The organism is Crossiella cryophila (assembly GCF_014204915.1).
Lineage (GTDB): Bacteria > Actinomycetota > Actinomycetes > Mycobacteriales > Pseudonocardiaceae > Crossiella > Crossiella cryophila.
This window is the reverse complement of sequence record NZ_JACHMH010000001.1, coordinates 2,522,918-2,538,719: the sequence shown is the minus strand read 5'-3', so window position 1 is coordinate 2,538,719 and position 15,802 is coordinate 2,522,918. Positions and strand designations below refer to the sequence as shown.

At 70.8% G+C, this 15,802-nt stretch carries 16 protein-coding genes; 11 read left to right on the top strand and 5 right to left on the bottom strand.

All coding sequences use genetic code 11. The features are described from left to right. Nucleotides 1–65: 65 nt before the first annotated feature. The 4 genes from HNR67_RS11830 (at nucleotide 66) to HNR67_RS11815 (ending at nucleotide 7,140) form a co-directional block, all read left to right on the top strand. Nucleotides 66–815 (top strand): SDR family oxidoreductase, encoded by a 750-nt coding sequence (locus tag HNR67_RS11830; protein ID WP_185002083.1) that lies wholly within the window; start codon nucleotides 66–68, stop codon nucleotides 813–815. A 64-nt stretch (nucleotides 816–879) separates the two neighbouring features. Further along, complete coding sequence (locus HNR67_RS11825; RefSeq protein ID WP_312987036.1) at nucleotides 880–2,340, top strand: MFS transporter; 1,461 nt, start codon at nucleotides 880–882, stop codon at nucleotides 2,338–2,340. Between the two features lie 198 nt (nucleotides 2,341–2,538). Beyond that, on the top strand, nucleotides 2,539–6,411 hold the full coding sequence (locus HNR67_RS11820; protein ID WP_185002082.1) for an nSTAND1 domain-containing NTPase: 3,873 nt from the start codon (nucleotides 2,539–2,541) through the stop codon (nucleotides 6,409–6,411). 213 nt (nucleotides 6,412–6,624) lie between these two features. Beyond that, the gene (locus tag HNR67_RS11815) at nucleotides 6,625–7,140 is read left to right on the top strand and encodes a DUF2165 domain-containing protein (RefSeq protein ID WP_185002081.1); all 516 of its coding nucleotides are present in this window, start codon (nucleotides 6,625–6,627) and stop codon (nucleotides 7,138–7,140) included. On the opposite strand, the gene HNR67_RS11810 is transcribed toward HNR67_RS11815, so the two are convergent. The 4 genes from HNR67_RS11810 to HNR67_RS11795 all read right to left on the bottom strand — a co-directional run bounded on the left by HNR67_RS11810 (nucleotide 7,091) and on the right by HNR67_RS11795 (nucleotide 10,139). Next, nucleotides 7,091–7,852 carry a MerR family transcriptional regulator gene (locus HNR67_RS11810; protein WP_185002080.1) on the bottom strand — a complete coding sequence of 254 codons (762 nt, stop codon included), beginning with the start codon at nucleotides 7,850–7,852 and terminating at the stop codon, nucleotides 7,091–7,093. The genes HNR67_RS11815 and HNR67_RS11810 overlap by 50 nt on opposite strands. A gap of 5 nt (nucleotides 7,853–7,857) precedes the next feature. Further along, a complete protein-coding gene (locus HNR67_RS11805; protein ID WP_185002079.1) occupies nucleotides 7,858–8,409 on the bottom strand; it encodes a hypothetical protein in 552 nt (183 codons plus the stop codon). Nucleotides 8,410–8,466: 57 nt separating this feature from the next. After that, nucleotides 8,467–9,444: a DUF1996 domain-containing protein gene (locus tag HNR67_RS11800; RefSeq protein WP_185002078.1), complete on the bottom strand. Its 978-nt coding sequence runs from the start codon at nucleotides 9,442–9,444 to the stop codon at nucleotides 8,467–8,469. Nucleotides 9,445–9,590: 146 nt separating this feature from the next. Beyond that, entirely contained in the window at nucleotides 9,591–10,139 is a 549-nt protein-coding gene (locus HNR67_RS11795) for an NADPH-dependent FMN reductase (protein WP_185002077.1), read from the bottom strand. A gap of 73 nt (nucleotides 10,140–10,212) precedes the next feature. Between HNR67_RS11795 and HNR67_RS11790 the strand changes: the two genes are divergently transcribed. The 5 genes from HNR67_RS11790 (at nucleotide 10,213) to HNR67_RS11770 (ending at nucleotide 13,978) form a co-directional block, all read left to right on the top strand. Further along, the gene (locus HNR67_RS11790) at nucleotides 10,213–10,869 is read left to right on the top strand and encodes a 4'-phosphopantetheinyl transferase family protein (RefSeq protein ID WP_185002076.1); all 657 of its coding nucleotides are present in this window, start codon (nucleotides 10,213–10,215) and stop codon (nucleotides 10,867–10,869) included. A 110-nt stretch (nucleotides 10,870–10,979) separates the two neighbouring features. After that, the gene (locus tag HNR67_RS11785; protein ID WP_185002075.1) at nucleotides 10,980–11,882 is read left to right on the top strand and encodes a hypothetical protein; all 903 of its coding nucleotides are present in this window, start codon (nucleotides 10,980–10,982) and stop codon (nucleotides 11,880–11,882) included. 74 nt (nucleotides 11,883–11,956) lie between these two features. Further along, nucleotides 11,957–12,637: an SRPBCC family protein gene (locus HNR67_RS11780; RefSeq protein WP_185002074.1), complete on the top strand. Its 681-nt coding sequence runs from the start codon at nucleotides 11,957–11,959 to the stop codon at nucleotides 12,635–12,637. Beyond that, nucleotides 12,634–13,338: a DUF4166 domain-containing protein gene (locus HNR67_RS11775; protein WP_185002073.1), complete on the top strand. Its 705-nt coding sequence runs from the start codon at nucleotides 12,634–12,636 to the stop codon at nucleotides 13,336–13,338. The genes HNR67_RS11780 and HNR67_RS11775 overlap by 4 nt, the downstream gene beginning before the upstream one ends. Further along, nucleotides 13,331–13,978, top strand: a complete 648-nt coding sequence (locus HNR67_RS11770; protein ID WP_312987032.1) for a TetR/AcrR family transcriptional regulator — start codon at nucleotides 13,331–13,333, stop codon at nucleotides 13,976–13,978. The genes HNR67_RS11775 and HNR67_RS11770 overlap by 8 nt, the downstream gene beginning before the upstream one ends. 88 nt (nucleotides 13,979–14,066) lie before the next feature. Here HNR67_RS11770 and HNR67_RS11765 read toward each other — a convergent pair whose 3' ends face one another. Next, nucleotides 14,067–14,747: a DUF3800 domain-containing protein gene (locus tag HNR67_RS11765; protein WP_185002072.1), complete on the bottom strand. Its 681-nt coding sequence runs from the start codon at nucleotides 14,745–14,747 to the stop codon at nucleotides 14,067–14,069. A gap of 153 nt (nucleotides 14,748–14,900) precedes the next feature. Between HNR67_RS11765 and HNR67_RS11760 the strand changes: the two genes are divergently transcribed. Continuing rightward, a complete protein-coding gene (locus HNR67_RS11760) occupies nucleotides 14,901–15,218 on the top strand; it encodes a hypothetical protein (protein ID WP_185002071.1) in 318 nt (105 codons plus the stop codon). After that, entirely contained in the window at nucleotides 15,215–15,598 is a 384-nt protein-coding gene (locus tag HNR67_RS11755) for a ribbon-helix-helix protein, CopG family (RefSeq protein ID WP_185002070.1), read from the top strand. The genes HNR67_RS11760 and HNR67_RS11755 overlap by 4 nt, the downstream gene beginning before the upstream one ends. Nucleotides 15,599–15,802: the final 204 nt, after the last annotated feature.

Here is a 15,802-nt window from a genome sequence, read left to right as displayed (position 1 = left end):
ACTTGACGACTGGGTGACGTGGCGACTACTTCTGTACTAGACATTACAGAAGTAGGGAGCTGGTCATGGGCAAGCAACTCGTGGGCAAGGTCGCGCTGGTCACCGGGGGTTCTCGGGGCATCGGCGCGGCCACCGCGCGGGCGCTGGGCGCGGCGGGCGCGGATGTCGCGATCAGCTACACCTCGCGGCCGGACAAGGCCGAGGCCGTGGTCGAGGAACTGAAGGAGGCCGGGGTCCGGGCACTCGCGGTGCGCGCGGACCAGGCGGACTCGGCGCAGGTCAAGGAGCTGGTGCGGACCGTGCACGAGCACTTCGGGCGACTGGACGTGCTGGTCAACAACGCCGGGGTGATCGCGGTCGACACGCTGGACCCGGCCACCCAGGACGATGCCGCGCTGGACCGGCAGCTGGCGATCAACATCGGCGGGGTGGCGGCGGGAGTGCGCGCGGCCGCGCCGCTGCTCGGCGACGGCGGGCGGATCGTCACCGTCGGCTCGGTGCTGGCCACCCGGCAGGCGGGCGGCGGCGTGGCCGAGTACTCCGGCACCAAGGCCGCGATCGCCGCCTTCAGCAAGGGCTGGGCGCGGGACCTCGGCGGCCGCGGGATCACCGTCAACACCGTGCACCCCGGTCCGATCGAGACCGACATGAACCCCAACGAGGGCGAGGCCGCCGCACAGCGGACCGCGCTCACCGCGCTCGGCCGCTACGGCCAAGCATCCGAGGTGGCCGCCGCGATCGTGTTCCTGGCCGGCCCGGACGCGGCCTACATCACCGGCGCCGAACTGCACGTCGACGGTGGCATGGGCATCTGAGGAGAATCGTTCCCACCAGGCGGAACGAGTTGCCCGCGCCCTGGCGGATTCGCAGACTGCCGGGGTGAGCCAGCCAGAACCCGTGCTGATCCGCTCGGCCCGCGATGTCACCGACCTGGTGAACTCGGGGGCCGCGCGGGGCAGCCACGCCACCATGATCGTGATCATCGCGCTGGGCGGCATCTTCATCGACGCCTACGACTTCAGCTCGCTGGCCTACGGCATGCGCGACATCACCGTCCAGTTCGGGCTCAGCCCGGTCGGCGCCGGCATCGTGAACGCCTCGATCATGGTCGGCGCGGTGGTCGGCGCGCTCGGTGGCGGCTACCTGGTCGACAAGATCGGCCGGTACCGGGTGTTCATGGCGGACATGCTCTTCTTCGTCATCGCCGCGCTGGGCTGCGCGCTGGCGCCCAACGCCGAGGTGCTGGTGGTGTTCCGGTTCCTGATGGGCGTCGGGGTCGGCATGGACCTGCCGGTGGCGATGGCCTTCCTGGCCGAGTTCTCCCGGCTGCGCGGCAAGGGCAGCAAGGGCTCGCGCACCGCGTCCTGGTCGGCGGCCTGGTTCGTGGCCACCAGCGCCTGCTACCTGATCATCCTCGGCCTGTACTTCCTGATCCCGGCCGAGAACCACGGCGTGCTGTGGCGGTTCACCGTGGGCTTCGGCGCGGTGCCCGCGCTGGTCGTGCTGCTGATCCGGCACCGCTACATGAACGAGTCCCCCGCCTGGGCCGCCGGTCAGGGCGACCTGGAGGGGGCCGCGGCGATCCTGCGCAAGTCCTACGGGGTCAACGCGGTGGTCGCGCCAGAGGCCAAGATCGTCAAGGCGCCGAAGCGCTCGATCCGGGCCGAGTTCGGGCGGCTGTTCAACCGGACCTACCGCCGCCGCACCTGGCTGTCCCTGGCCGTCGCGCTGGCCCAGACCTTCGGCTACAACGCGGTCGCCTACGGCCTGCCGGTGATCATCGCCGGGTTCCTCGCCCAGGGTCCACTGACCACGATCAGCGCCTCGCTGGTGCTCAACGTGTGCTTCGCGGTCACCGGCGGCCTGCTCGGCATCCGCTGGGTGCGTAGCCAGGGCGCCTGGAAGCTGACCGCGCTCGGGTTCGCGGTGCAGTTCGCCGCGCTGGTCGCGCTGGCCCTGATCGGGCGGCCCAGTGGGCAGGAGCTGGCCGTGGCGGCACTGCTGGCGCTGGGGGCGTTCCTGTTCGCCCAGGGCTGGGGGCCGGGCGCGAACTACATGACCTTCGCGACGCTGAGCTATCCGACCTCGCTGCGCGGGGTGGGCGTCGGGTTCAACCAGGGCATGCTGCGGATCGGCTCGACCGCCTCGCTGTTCCTGTTCCCGGTGCTGAGCGCGAGTCTGGGCACCGGGGTGTTCTGGGTGATCGCCCTCGCGCCCGCACTGGGTCTGCTCGCGCTGCTGCTGGTGCGCTGGGAGCCGGTCGGGTATGACGTGGATGCGGAAGACAGCGAAACAGAAAAGGGCGGCGTCCCGACGGATCCGGCAGAGACGCGCCGCTGAGAAGTACCCCCAGTACCGACTCTCAGCAGCGCTTCCCGCCGAACCGACGAACACCTGCCCGAGGCCAACCTTTCAAGCCCGGGTTGCGCACCGCACGGACCCGGTCCGACCGGATGACCTAAGCCGCTGGTCAACGGCATAGGATGGGTTTTCCGGTCCGGATAGGCGGAACGCTGGGGAGCGGGGAGAGCAGGTCGGTTGTCGGTCGTATCCGGGGCCCGCGCGGCCTTCGCCGAACGATTCGCGCTGCTGTACGCCGAGGCCGGCGACCCACCGTTGAAGCGGGTCGCCGAGTCGGTGGCGCGTGCCCGGCGCGCCGACGAACGCGGCAGGCCGGTCCAGGTGACCACCCAGCGGATCAGCGACTGGCGGCGCGGGCGCAACGTGCCTGCCCGCTTCGCCGGACTCGCGGTGGTGCTGGAGGTCCTCATCGGCGAGGCCCGCACCCGCAAGCCGGTGCCCGCGCTGCCCGGACTGTATGACCGGGAGGGCTGGCAGAAGCTGTGGTCGGCCGCGCAGGCCAGCCCGGTGGAGGAGACCGAACCACCGCCACCGCCGGACACCGCGCTCTGCCCCTACCGCGGCCTGGCCGCCTTCCAGCCCGAGGACTCACCGCACTTCTTCGGCCGGGACCGGGCCACCGCCGCGCTGCTCGGCCTGCTCCGCGCCGAGGACGGGCTGGCCATGCTGGTCGGGGCATCGGGGGCGGGCAAGTCCTCGCTGCTGCGGGCCGGGCTGGTGCCCGCGCTGGCCGCCGAGGCCGAGTCGGCGGACTGGCCGGTCACCCTGATCACCCCCGGCGTCAACCCGGTCAAGGAACTGGACCGGCACCTGCCAGGACTGGCCGAGGCGGACAGCGCGGAGCAGGTGCACACGATCCTCGGCGAGGCCCGCCGGGTGATCATCGTGGACCAGTTCGAAGAGGTCTTCACGCTCTGCCCGGACCCCGAGGTCCGGCGCTGCTTCATCCGGCTGCTGCACCTGGCAGGCACGCCGGGACCCGCGCTGGTCGTGCTCGGCCTGCGCGCGGACTTCTACGGCCGCTGCCTGGACCACCCGGAACTGGTCGCCGCGCTACAGCACCGGCACCTGGTGCTGGGCCCGATGACGGTGGCCGAACTGCGGGCCGCGGTCACCGCGCCCGCCCGCGCGGTCGGCCTGCAACTGGAGACCGGGCTGGTCGAACTGCTGCTGCGCGACCTGGGCGTCAGCGAGCGGCGCAGCCGGGCCCGCGGCGACAAGGACAGCTACGACGCCGGCGCGTTGCCGCTGCTCTCGCACGCCCTGCTGGCCACCTGGCAGCACCGCCATGGCGGACGGCTCACCGTGGCCGGGTATCGCGCGGCAGGCGGCATCCAGGGCGCGGTCGCGGCCACCGCGGAACGTGCCTGGGCCGAACTCGACGCGGCGAGTCAGGCCGCCGCCCGGCCACTGCTGCTGCGCCTGGTGCGGATCGGCGAGGACACCGAGGACACCCGCCGCCGGGCAGGCCGGGACGAGGTGCTGGACCAGGCCAACGACCGGGCCGCGACCGAGGCCGCGCTGGAGGCGCTGGTCTCCGCGCGGCTGATCACCATGGACGCCGAGTCGGTGGAGATCACCCACGAGGCGCTGCTGCGGGCCTGGCCCCGGCTGCACGGCTGGCTGGACCAGGACCGGGAAGGCCACCTCACCCGGCAGCGGCTGGAGGAGGACGCCAAGACCTGGGCCGCCCAGGACCAGGATCCCTCGCTGCTCTACCGCGGCGCCCGGTTGCAGACCAGCAGGCAGGCGGTGGCCGGTGCCGGGCCGACCGAGGTGGCCCGGCAGTTCCTGGCCACCTCCACCCGGCAGTGGCGGCGCGCGGTGTGGCTGCGCCGGGGCGCGGTGGCCGTGGTGTGCGTGCTCGCCATGATCGCCTCGGTCGCGGCGGTGGCCGCCCTCAGCCAGCGCGATGACGCCCAGTTCCGCCAGGTCCTCGCCGAGGCCGACCGGGTGCTGGAGTCCGATCCCTCGCTCTCCGCCCAGCTCACCCTGGTCGCCGAGGCGCTCCGCCCGGACGACACCGAGGTCCGCACCCGGCTGCTGGCCACCCAGCAACTCCCGCTGGCCACCAGCCTGACCGGGCACACCGGCGCGGTCTACCTGACCGCGTTCAGCCCGGACGGCCGCACCCTGGCCACCGCGGGCTACGACCGCACCGCCCGGCTCTGGGACGTCAGCGACCCGACCCGGCCGCGCCAGCTCGGGCAGCCGCTGACCGGGCACACCAACTGGCTCAGCTCCGCGGTGTTCAGCCCGGACGGCAAGACCCTGGCCACCACCGGCGCGGACAACACCATCCGGCTCTGGGACGTGCGCAACCCGGCCCAGGCCAGGCAACTCGGCCCGACACTCGGCACCGGCGCGGGCACCGCCTACCTGCTCGCCTTCAGCCCGGACGGCAAGCTGCTGGCCACCGCCAACGAGGACCGCACCGCGCGGCTGTGGGACGTCAGCGATCCGGCCAAACCCGCCCAGCTCGGCGAGCCACTGGCCGGGCACCGCGGTCAGGTGCGCGCGCTGGCGTTCAGCCCGGACGGGAAACTGCTGGCCACCGGCAGCGACGACAACACCATCCGGCTGTGGAGCCTGCGCGATCCGGCCAGGGCCACCCCGCTCGGCGCGCCGCTGACCGGGCACCTGGCCGGACTGCACTCGGTGGCCTTCAGCCCGAACAGCAGGATGCTGGCCTCCGGCAGTGACGACAAGACCGTCCGGCTGTGGGATGTCAGCGACCCGAACGCGGTGGTCCCGGCCGGTCCGCCGCTGCTCGGGCACACCGCCCAGGTGTGGTCGGTGGCCTTCAGCCCCACCCAGAACCTGCTCGCCTCGGCCGCCGCGGACGGCACCGCGCGACTGTGGGACATCAGCGACCCGAACGCGGTCGCCCAGTTCCGGCCGGCCCTGTCCGGCCGCAGCAACGAGTTGTACGCGGTCTCGTTCAGCCCGGACGGCCGCGGCCTGGCGGTGGGCGGCGAGGACGGCACGGCCCGGCTGTGGACGCTGCCGCACGGCATGCTGCTGGGCCACACCCTCGGCCTGGGCACCCCGGAGTTCCGCCAGGACGGCCGGGTGCTGGCCACCAGCGGCGCCGACCGCACCATCCGGCTCTGGGACCTGGCCGACCCGGACCGGCCCGGCACGCTGTCGGTGATCAGGGACGGGCATACCGACGCGGTGTGGTGGACCACCTTCCGCGGTGACGGCAAGGTGCTGGCCAGCGCCTCCACCGACCGCACCATCCGGCTCTGGGACGTCAGCGACCCGGCCCGGCCGCGACCACTCGGCGAACCGATCACCGGCGGGCAGAAGTACAGCCTGCCGATCCGGTTCAGCCCGGACGGCAAGCTGCTGGCCGCGGCCATGGACGGCAACACCATCCAGCTCGTCGACGTCAGCGACCCGGCCCGGCCCCGGCCGCTGGGCGGGCGGACCGCGGCGCACACCGGCTCGATCACCTCGCTCCGGTTCACCCCGGACGGCCGGACGCTGATCTCGGCCAGCGACGACCGCCGGATCCGGCTCTGGGACGTCGGCGACCCTGCCGCCCCGACCCCGATCGGCGAGCCGCTGACCGGCCACACCGAACCGGTGCGCTCGGCCGACCTGAGCCCGGACGGCAAAACCCTGGCCAGCGGCAGCGGGGACAACACCATCCGGCTGTGGGACCTGACCGACGTGCGTCACCCGGTCCCGGGCAAGGTGCTGACCGGGCACACCGAGGGCATCGGCCAGGTGACCTTCAGCCCCGACGGCAAGACTTTGGCCAGCGGCAGCGCGGACAAGACCGTGCGCCGCTGGCACATCCCCGACGGCGAACCGGTCGGCGTGCCCCTGGTCTCCAGCTTCGCCACCTGGGGCAGTCCGGTGTTCAGCCCGCACGGCGGCTACCTGGTCACCCCCGGCTCGGACAACACGGTGCGGCTGTGGGACGTGGACCTGGCCGACGTGCGGCGACAGGTCTGCGCGCGCACCAAGGGCGTGCTCACCGAGGAGCTGTGGAAACTCCACTTGCCACAGTTGGATTTCGAGCCGCCGTGTGCGGAGTAGCTGACTGGATCCAACGGCTCGCGAAACAGGCGTGGCGCGCAGCGACACGGCGGGCTCTTCGCCCTCAGTGCGGTTGATTTTTCGCGTTGCCTTGCCGTGTGCTCGACGCATCCGAAGCTTGCTTCGCGTGCGGCGAGTGCACGGCGAGGCGACTTCGGGAGCGAAAAATCCCGCGTGCAGCGCACGCCAATCAACACGTCTAGAGTCCGCCGCATGCGTTTGCTGATCGGACTGGGTGGGCCGCGCACCGTGGGCGCGGTGCTGACCGGTGTCACCGCGCTCTACCTGACCCTCGTGGTCTTCAACAACCTCACCGACTTCGGCACCAACCACGCCTTCGTGCAGCACGTGTTCGCGATGGACACCACGTTCAAGTCGCCGAACACCATGTGGCGGGCGATCACCAGTCCGGCGCTGGTGAACATCGCCTACGTGCTGATCATCGCGTGGGAGGCGGCGACCGCGGTGGTGCTGATCATCGCGACGGTGAGCTGGTTGCGGTCATCCACCGAGGTGGCGCGGCGGATCGGCAGCCTGGGGCTGGCCATGATGCTGCTGCTCTTCGGCGGTGGGTTCATCGCGGTCGGCGGCGAGTGGTTCTGCATGTGGCAGTCCAAGCAGTGGAACGGCCTGCAGGCCGCACTGCAGAACGTGATCATCGCCGGAGTGGTGCTGATCGTCACCCAGGTGCTCGACCGGGTGCGGACAACCGCTCCCCCAGCAGCGTGATCACCCGGCGCTGGGCCGCGGAGAACCCCTTGAGGTAGTCGGCCAGCAACGCGGCCCCGCGCCGGTGGCCTGGCTGCTCGGCGACGGTGTGCCACTCCCCCACGACGGCCAGCGCGGCCATGTCCGCGACGAGTTCCTCGACCTCCGGCGCATCCGCCGGGACGTCGGTCAGCGCCTGGAACCGGGTGGCCACCCGCTGGGCGAGTTCGCGCTGGTCCACCCACACCTGCCGGGAGAATTCGGCCATCCGGTCGGTGTGCTCGGGGGCCAGGGCGTGCAGCAGCAGCACCGCGCTCTGTTCCAGGTCCTGCATCCGGTCGGAGATCCCGGCCTCGGTCAGCGCGAGCCGGTCGAACATGCCTGCCACCGGTTCGGGCAGGTCGAGATCGGCGGTGGAGGCACGCAGTTCGGCGATCTTCTTGCGCTGCCTGCTGATCTCGCGTTGCCGCTGGGCCAGGTCCCGGTCCAGCTCGTCCAGGGCCGCGCGCACGGTGGCCGGGCCCTCGTCGAGCAGCTCCCTGATCCGCGGCACGGACAGGCCCAGTTCGCGCAGCCGCCGGATCCGCAGCAGCTTGACCAGCGCGGCCGAGCCGTAGCGCCGGTAACCCGAGTGGTCCCGTTCGGGCTCGGGCAGCAGGCCGTGCGCGTGGTAGTGCCGCACCGCCTTCACCGTGGTGCCCGCGAGCTGGGCCAACTCCCCGACGGTCAACACGATCCTCACGGTAGCCGGGCACCGCTCAGGATGGTCACCGCCGCGGCCGGATCGTCGGCGTACAGCCGGATCCGCTCGATCAGGTGCCGCCCGCGCTTGCCGAGGTCGACCTCGTGCGGCTCGGTCAGCTCGACCACCACCCCGGTCGTGCCGAGCACCGCGAAGGACAACGTGCCCGCCTCGACCTCGATCGACTGCTCGTGCCTGCCGCACAGTTCCTTGCGCACCGCGCCGACCTTGCCCAACGGCACCGCCACCTCGGTCAGGCAGGCGAACCGCAGCAGCAACTCCGCCGGTCCGACCGCGTGCGGGTAGACCCGGGTCGAGGCCAGGAAACCCAGCACCCACAGCAGTCCGTAGACCCCGGGCACCAGCAGCACCAACCGGAGCCACCACCAGGGCACCAGCAGTTCGCCCGCGGCGATCTCGACCACCGCCAGCACCACCATGATCACCAGCGGCAGGGTCAGCCCACCCGCGTACCCGATGGTCCGCGCCCCCGCGGGCACCGCTCGCCTGCCCCGCAGACCCAGCCACAACGCCCCGAACACCCGCACGCTGTCCCCCTTCTCGATGGGGACAGCGTGCGGGCCTGCCCCTGGGGCAGGGTCAAGTCACTGCTGGATCGGCCTGCCGTCGTTCCCGCAGATGTACCCGGCGTTGATGCAGTCCCGGACTCGTCGTTGCAGCTCAGGACCTTGCCAGGCGTTGAAGAAGTCGCCGTGGAAGGTGAACCCGCGGGCGGTGGTCAGGTTCACCCCGTTGATCGTGCCCGCCAGACTGAGCCCGCCGCCGTTGACCGGGTAGGTGATCAGGAACTGCACCCGGGGGATCGGCGTGGGATGACTGGCCGGGCAGGTGCCGCCGAGCCCGCCGGGCGCGTAGATCACGTGGTCGCGGTGGTTCGGGCTGTCCAGCCGGACGCCGTCCCAGCAGGTCGGGAAGTCCAGGTAGGTCTGGAGTTTCGAGCCCGGCGGGCAGATCAGGAAGTCCCGGCTGGACTCGGACGCGCCCAGGCAGGACCAGCGCGCGTGCGGGTTCTCCGCGGCGGTCTTGGCCAGCGCGTTGCCGACCACGTACCGCAGGCCCAGCGGTGGCGGCACGGCCCGCTGCGGTTCGGTGATGCCCTGGTAGTACACGGTGACCCGCTCCGGCGGCACCGGCTGCCCGTTCTGGTACAGCGTCGGCGTCCAGTAGGAGGACAGGTCCACCTTCGGATCGCAGTTGGTGGTGCCCGCGGCCAGGGATTGCAGGGTGGAGCGGGCGTTGGCGGTGCGGTTGCCGAAGAACTCGTGGATGTGCGAGACCCCCGGCTGGTTCGGGTAGACGATCGGATCGTCCCCGGCGCGGTGGCTGCTCACGCAGTCCGCCCGGAACTCCGAGCCACGCACCGGCGCGGCGGCCTGGGCCAGCAACGCGGTCTCCTGGCCAGGATCCGGCCGGATGCCGTGCGAGCTGTGATCGACGGTCGGGATGGCGGCGTCAGTGCGCGGGCTGGTCAGCACCAGCCCACCGAGCAGCAGACCGGTCACCACCACGAGCACGGTGACCACGGTTCCGGTGGTCTCGCGGGAACTCCGACGGACTCGCAAAGCAACACCTCCGCACGGTTGAGGACACCGTGGCGGCGGCGTGAGAGCGCTCTCAAACTGACTCGGAAACGGTAACCCGCCACCTCGTGGATGTCCACGGGATGCGGACCTCCAGACCGCATCCCGTGGACTCTCCGCCGGTGGACTCAGGCCGCGTAGGGCCGCTTGATCCGGGCCTCGCGCAGGGCGTCGGCCCACCAGACGAGCTGGTCCAGCAGGACCTTGGCCGCGGCCGCGCTGTGCTCGAACTCGGCCAGCGGGCCGTTGGCGTCGAACTTCTCGTAGACGGAGTGGAAGCTCACGGTGTCCCGCACCGTGGTCGCGTGCATCTCGGCCAGCACCTGGCGCAGCTGCTCCACCGCGCGCAGGCCGCCGGACATGCCGCCGTAGGAGACGAAGGCGACCGGTTTGGCCCGCCATTCGCCGTAGGAGGCGTCAATCGCCTCCTTGAGCGGGGCTGGGTAGCCGTGGTTGTACTCGGGGGTGACGATCACGAAGGCGTCCGCGTCGGCGATCCGGGCGGCGAAGCCTGCCACGCCGTCGGCCAGGTCGACCAGGTCCAGCTCGACCTCGTGGTTGGTGGCGGCCTCGCCGAGGAACCAGTGCGCCACCGCGGGGCCGAGCCGGCCCTCGCGGGTGCTGCTGATGATGACGGCGATCTTGAGGCGGTTGGTGGCGGGGATCGAAGTTGTCATGCCATCAGCCAACAACCTCCACTTAGGTTGAGGTCAAGCGCCGGAGTTCTTGCAGCTCAGGTACTTTGATGTCGTGCTTGAGAAGATCCTGCTGCCGGACATCGCGGTCGCCGAGGCGTTCGGGGACCCGCCGGAGGCCGTGCTCTTCGCCGAGGAGGAGGCCCTGCTGGGCCGTTCGGTGGAGAAGCGGCGGCGCGAGTTCACCACGGTCCGGCACTGCGCCCGGCGCGCGCTGGCCGAACTGGGCCGTCCGGCCACCCCGCTGTTGCGCGGGGAGCGCGGGGCGCCGATCTGGCCGGGCGGGATCGTCGGCAGCATGACGCACTGTGACGGTTACCGGGCCGCCGCGGTGGCCGAGGACACCGCGGTCCAGACCATCGGGATCGACGCCGAACCGCACGCGCCACTGCCCGAGGGCGTGCTGGACGCGGTGTCGCTGCCCGAGGAGCGGGACTGGCTGAGCACGTTGTCCCGGAGTGAGCCAGGAGTTCACTGGGACCGGTTGTTGTTCAGTGCGAAGGAGTCGGTCTACAAGGCTTGGTTCCCGCTCGCCCGGCGCTGGCTGGGCTTCGAGGAGGCCCGGCTCACCGTGGATCCTTCGGCCGGTTCCTTCCAGGCTGACCTGCTTGTTCCCGGTCCGGTCGAGGGCTTTTCCGGGCGCTGGCTGGTGGCCGAGGGGCTGGTCGTCACGACCATCGCCGTCCCCCGATCCGGTGGCCAAAATCTGTGACGAAATCTGTTAACTGAACGCGTACTCGGTGACGTCGCACCAGTCTTTCCGAGAGGGCAAGAAGGTTGCCTTTCGGCAGGTAGTCTCGCCCTCGCCGGAGGGAGGGGAACATGGCGGCCGCATCGGGTCGGTCCGAACGGGATCCGTTCTCGGACAAGGACTTCAGCAACAGTGTTGATCCACTCGCCGGGGCTCTCGCCGACGGTCCGTTCGGACGGGCGCTGGATCTGGCCATCCAGCGCAGCGAACTGACCCTGGAGCACATCCAGCGCGAGCTGATCGCCCGCGGTTCGCGTCTTGACCTGAACACGCTCAGTGACTGGCGATGTAGTGGCACGGCCCCCGACGGCGACAGCGAGATCGCCGCGCTGGAGAGCGTGCTCGGCCTGCCGCCCGGTTCGCTGGGCGCGCTGCTGGCCGATGAGGATCCGGCCGATCCACGCACCGACCTGGCCATGCTGCGCCGCCGGACCCGGCAGCCGCGGCTGGAACGCCTGCTGGTGCAGGAGAACTACCACCTTGGCCCGGATTTCGCGCACCGGCTGCTGCGGGTGCGCGAGGTGGTGCGGGCCAAGCGGGACGGCGTGACCCGCGGTTTTGTCTACTACCACGGCGAACGCCTTGACCAGCCGCTACCGACCCTGCACGACACCGCGGGCTGCCGGATCGGCCGCGTCCGCACCGATCCCACCGCCGGGATACTGCTGGCCGAGCTGCTGCTGGAGCGCCCGCTGGCCGAGGGCGAGACCGCGGTGCTGGACTACGAGCTGACCTTCACCGGCGACGCGCCTGCCGATCACCACGAGCGGCGACTGCCCCAGGGCGCCAAGGACTACCTGCTCCAGGTGCACTTCGACCCGAGCGCCGTGCCCGCCGACTGCCTCGGCTACCTCCGCCCGGACGGCGAGCCCGCCGGCGAGCAGCAGCTGTGGATCGGGCAGTACCACACCGCGCACCTGGTGGTGCCGGACCCGGTCGCGGGCAACTACGGCATCCGCTGGATCACCGGCTAGCCACTTGAGCGAGTGCTCAAGAACGGTTACGCTGCGCCCATCGATTTGAGCAACCGCTCAACAGTGAGGGTGACATGCGGATCTACGTCGAAACCCGGATCAGGGCCGACCCGGCGGCGCTGTGGGCACGCACCCAGGACCCGGCCCAGCACCAGCGCTGGGACCTGCGTTTCCGCCGCATCGAGTACCTGCCACCTGCGCCTGGCGAGCCCCAGCGCTTCCGCTACGCCACCTTCGGCGTGGCCGGGGTCGGGATCAGCGTCGGCGAGCGCCGCACCCCGGACGCCTCGAGCACCTCGGCGCTGCGCTTCGCCTCCGACCACCCGCTCTCGCTGATCCGCGCCGGTTCCGGGTACTGGCGCTACCGGCCCGGCCCCGGCGGCGTCCGCTTCATCACCGGCTACGACTACCGCCCCGGCTGGGGTCGCCTGGGCCCGTTGGCCGACCTGGTGTTCCGGCCGCTGATGGGCTGGGCGACGGCCTGGTCCTTCGACCGGCTGCGGCTGTGGCTGGAGGAGGGGATCAACCCCGAGACCGCCCTGCGCCGGGCCCTGTCCGACCTCGCCGTCCGGCTGCTGCTGATCATCGCCACCCTGCTGCTCACCCCCTGGCCGACCGCGCTGGCCACCGCGTTGCTCGCGCTGCTCGCACCACCCGCCCCCGGCGTCCCGGCCGCCCGCCGCTGCCTGCGCCGCCCACCCGACGCCCTCGCCGCCACTGTCCCGGCCACCCTGTCCCGCCTGGAGCTGCCATGACCACCACCCTGAACAAGACCGATTCGATCTTCCGCACCGCGCTGGGCGCGGATTTCGACCGCCTGCACCCGGAACTGCAGCGCCGCTTCGGCTTCGGCAGCGCCGACGGCGTGGCCTGCGTCGGCGAGGGCGTGATGGAGGAGATCTGGCGCGGGTCCACCTTCACCGTGCCGTTCCTGCGGCTGGGCGCGGCCCGCAACATCCTGTTCCCGGAGACCGGCAGGAACGTGCCGTTCGTGATCGAGAACTACGCCTACCTGGACGATTTCGGCCGCGACACGGTGACCTTCGTCCGCACCTTCGAACTGGGCAACGGGTTACGCCGCCGCTTCGACGCCACCATGGTGCACAGCGCGCGACGCGGCTGCGTGGTCGACTACCTTGGCACCCACCAGCACGTGGCGGTCGACCTCGACCTGTCGGTGGACTCCCGCGGCGGGTTGCTGATCCGCAGCGGCGAGCAGCGGCTGCGCGAGGGCCTGCTGGACCTGCGGGTACCCCGGGCGCTGCTCGCGCACGCCGAGGTCCGCGAGTGGTATGACGAGCAGGCCGCGGAGTTCCGGATCGAGGTGCGGGTGTCCAGTCGCTGGGCTGGCCCGCTGTTCGGTTACCGCGGCAGGTTCACCGCCCGGTACTGGGACACCGCGGCGGCTCGGGTGCCGGCGACCGTCCGGCCCTACCGGGAGGAACTGCGTGACTAAGGACGCCCGCACCGCGGAGACCCGCAGGCGGCTGATGGACGGCGCGATCGAGACGATCCGCGCCCAGGGCATCAGCGGCGTGTCGGCGCGCTCCATCGCGAACACCGCGGGCGTCAACCAGGCGCTGATCTTCTACCACTTCGGCAGCGTGGACGAGCTGCTCGGCGCGGCCTGCCTGGTCTCCACCCAGAACCGGGTAGCGGCCTACCAAGACCGCTTCGCCAACACCGACAACCTGCGCGACCTCCTGAACCTGGGCCGAGCCCTGCAACACGAGGAACGCGCCGCAGGCAACGTCACCGTCCTGGCCCAGATGCTGGCAGGCGCCCAGGGCGACCCCAAACTCGCCGAAGCCACCCGCACCGCCCTGGCCCTGTGGGTCGCCGAGATCGAACTCGTCCTGCACCGCATCCTGGCCGCGTCCCCGATCGGCGAACTGGCTGAGCCGCGGGGGCTGGCGCGGGCGGTGGCGGCGAGTTTCATCGGGATCGAGTTGTGGGCGGCGGCGGATCCTCGGGGGGCGGAGGATGGGTTGGCGGCGTTGGAGCAGTTGGCGGTGCTGGCCGAGGTGGTGGACAACCTGGGGCCGGTGGCTCGGCGGGCGCTGAAGGCGAAGCTGCGTGGGGCGAGCAAGGCATGATCCACCGCTGGCAGCCAGAGACAGCAGGTGCTATTGTGAACGTGCGGACCCGTCCCACTCACGTGGAGAAGCGGGTCCAGCTTCTTTTCTAGGGTTCCAGCAACAGCGGCTGACCGCCCACCATGCAGACACCGCCCAGCAGGTCGGGGTACCAGCCCCACATCAACTGCTTGGCCGGGTGACGCAGGACCTGCATGTAGGCCGAGTAGGCCACCAGATCCGCGATCTGCATGAGCTGGCTGATGTGTGATCCCTGGAACGCCGGGTCCTCGACAATCCGGCGGGTGGCCAGTTTTAGGTTGCGGTGGGCACTTCGGTAGGACGGATCGGTGCCGTCGCCGTCCATGGTGATCAGCCCATACTCGTCGTTCTCAGTCAGTCTCCGGTCAAGCGCGGTAACCAGATCGGCGTACAGCGCTGCCTTGTCCGCGGCGTGGGTGTGGTGTCCACTTCGGCGGCACACAGCCCCGACCCGGACACCCGGCAGCGCCGCGAGGGTGGTCAGCGTTTCGACCATGACTGCCGAGCGGTTGGCCTTGCGCAGGTCCCAGTCGGTGTTGGTCGGCCTGCCACGACCATTGACGAATTTCGTGGCGTGCAGTTCGTAGCTGGCAGGCAGGCCGATCGTCTCGTACAGGTGTTGCCGCCAATCCAGCCACGCCCGCAGGGCCGGTCGCCAGTCGGCGATGTTCATCTCGACCCATCCGTAGACCGCCCAGCGGCTGGCGTCCGCTCCGGAGTCATCGACGTAGAGCAACCGAGTCGTCACGCTGAGACTCTAGAATGTGGTCTACCAGCTGAAATAAGCGCCCGAGACCCCGCTTGTCACCATTGAAGAGGTCGAGCGGATCGCTCGGCAGGCAGTGAAGGCCAGCAGACCTGACCAACCGCACGCGTGTGCAGATGTGTGACAATGTATGTTGTGACCATCGGGCTGTGGTGGGATGATGAGGATGCGGAGCACATTCGCCAGCGCTCCCTTCGCTATCCGGGAGCCACCGACATCGAACCCGCCTGGACGCTGGAGGCAGCAGCCGATCCGCATCGGATCACCCGCGAACCCGACCCGAAGAGCCGAAGCGGTCACACCCGGGTCCTCGGCTACTCGCTGTCGGCCGGGTTCGTGCTGACCGTGATCATCGATCCGGAGGATCACTCCGGGGTCACGGCGTGGAAGACGAGCGGGGCCGATCTGCGGGAGTATCTGGGCGATCGACGGGAAGGGGACGGCAGGTCATGACGGACAAGACCACCCAGGACGAGGCCCTGGTCGCCATCCGCCAGGAAATCGCGGACAAGCGGGCCTCGGCTGAGACAGAACCGGATCCGGTGAAGCGCGAGCGGCGAGTGCGGCACGCGCGATTGCGCGAGGAGATCGCGGCCGAAGAGGCTGAAGCCATCGCCGCGGAGTCCGCGGAGAACCAGCAGGCCGCCCTCTCCCTGCGTGTGCCGGCCTCGTTGGTGGCTGAGCTGAAGGCCCGAGCGGATGCCGAACACATCCCCACATCAGCGCTGGTACGACGCTTGCTCACCGAGGCACTCCGTGCGCCCGTCGCCCCGGCGCTCACCGTCGAACAGGTCGAGGAGATCGCCAGGCGGGTCTACCACGAGTCCGCCTGAGCCTGCGCGGCCCGACATACTGAGTCACCCACACCCCGTCCGGCCCCGGCCAAAAGTAGGGACCGTTTCACTCTCCTGCGTGTGAAATTCCGGCCCTTCCCTCACCCGCGCCCCGTGGCGGATTCTCTGTGCGAAGCCCGAACACCACCGTCCGATTAACGGTCCCCGCCCCCCTGCTTCGCGGGTGACCGGTGGACGGGAAGG